We start from the raw sequence: 1,330 nt of genomic DNA, 5'->3' as shown, positions 1-1,330 counted from the left end.
TGAACCGCCCCGTGTCGAATGGAGACTCGATTTCATGAAAGGATCGAGTCATGGCACGACCTTCCCGTTACCCGCTTGAGCTCCGCCGTCGTGCGGTGCGCATGGTCGCCGAGGTGCGCGACGACTACCCGAACGAGACGGCCGCTCTGCAGGCGGTGACCGAGAAGCTCGGCATCGGTTCCCGCGAGACGCTGCGGAACTGGCTGAAGCAGCAGGAGATCGACGCGGGGACACGGCCCGGGACGACGACTGAGGAATCGGTCCAGCTCAAGGCGATGAAGAAGGAGATCGCCGAGCTGAAGCGGGCCAATGAGATCCTCAAGGCGGCGGCGAGTTTCTTCGCGGCCGAGCTCGACCGGCCACACACGCGCTCGTAGCCTTCATCGACGAGCACCGGGACCGCTTCGGCGGCGTCGAGCCGATCTGCAGGACGCTCACCGAGTATGACTGCAAGATCGCCCCTTCCACCTACTACGCACACAAGAAGCGCCTGGCCGCCCCGTCCGCCCGTACCGTGCGGGACGCGGGGCTCAAAGAGCTGATCCGGCAGGTCCACACCGACAACTACCGCGTCTACGGGGCTCGGAAGATCTGGCGGGAGCTGAACCGGCAGGGTCACGCGGTGGCCCGCTGCACCGTCGAACGGCTGATGCGCGAGCTGGGAATCGCCGGCGCCGTCCGCGGCAAGAAGGTCATCACCACGATCCCGGACCGGCAAGCCGAGCGGGCACCGGACCGGGTGGACCGCGACTTCGTCGCCACCGCACCGAACCGCTGCTGGGTCGCGGATTTCACGCACGTGGCGACCTGGGCCGGGGTGGTCTACGTCGCCTTCGTCGTGGACACCTTCTCCCGCCGCATCGTCGGCTGGTCCGCCGCGACGTCGAAGGAGACCCAGCTGGTCCTGGACGCTCTGGAGATGGCGCTGTGGCAGCGCGACCGCGATGAACGCCCCCACGTTCGGGGCGAGTTGATACATCACAGCGATGCGGGCAGCCAGTACACCAGTTTCAAGCTGGCCGAGCACCTGGACGCGGCCGGCATCGCGGCCTCGATCGGCTCCGTCGGCGATGCGTACGACAACGCCCTGATGGAGAGCACGATCGGCCTGTTCAAGACCGAGCTGATCAAGCCCCGACGGCCCTGGAAGACCCTCTCCCAGGTCGAGCTGGCCACCGCCGAATGGGTCGACTGGTACAACCACCGAAGACTCCACGGTGAGATAGGCCACGTCCCGCCCGTCGAATACGAAGCCAACTACTACACCGAACTCACGAAACCCCAGGTCACAACCACAGTCTGAGATCTCTATGGAACCCGGGGCGGTTCA

General features: G+C 65.9%; 1 protein-coding gene. It reads left to right on the top strand.

Features of this window, described 5'->3' with window-relative positions:
• Window positions 1-50 precede the first annotated feature (50 nt).
• Window positions 51-1,303 (top strand): IS3 family transposase gene (locus AB0M99_RS37785; protein ID WP_365928804.1). Its coding sequence is split into 2 segments (ribosomal slippage): window positions 51-333 and window positions 333-1,303, totalling 1,254 coding nucleotides; the frame shifts between segments, so codons are not numbered across the junction.
• Window positions 1,304-1,330: the final 27 nt, after the last annotated feature.

Source organism: Streptomyces sp. NPDC051183 (genome assembly GCF_040682455.1).
In the GTDB taxonomy this organism is placed as follows: Bacteria; Actinomycetota; Actinomycetes; order Streptomycetales; family Streptomycetaceae; genus Streptomyces.
Note: the sequence above shows the minus strand (reverse complement) of the source record. Positions and strands in the feature narration are given on the sequence as shown.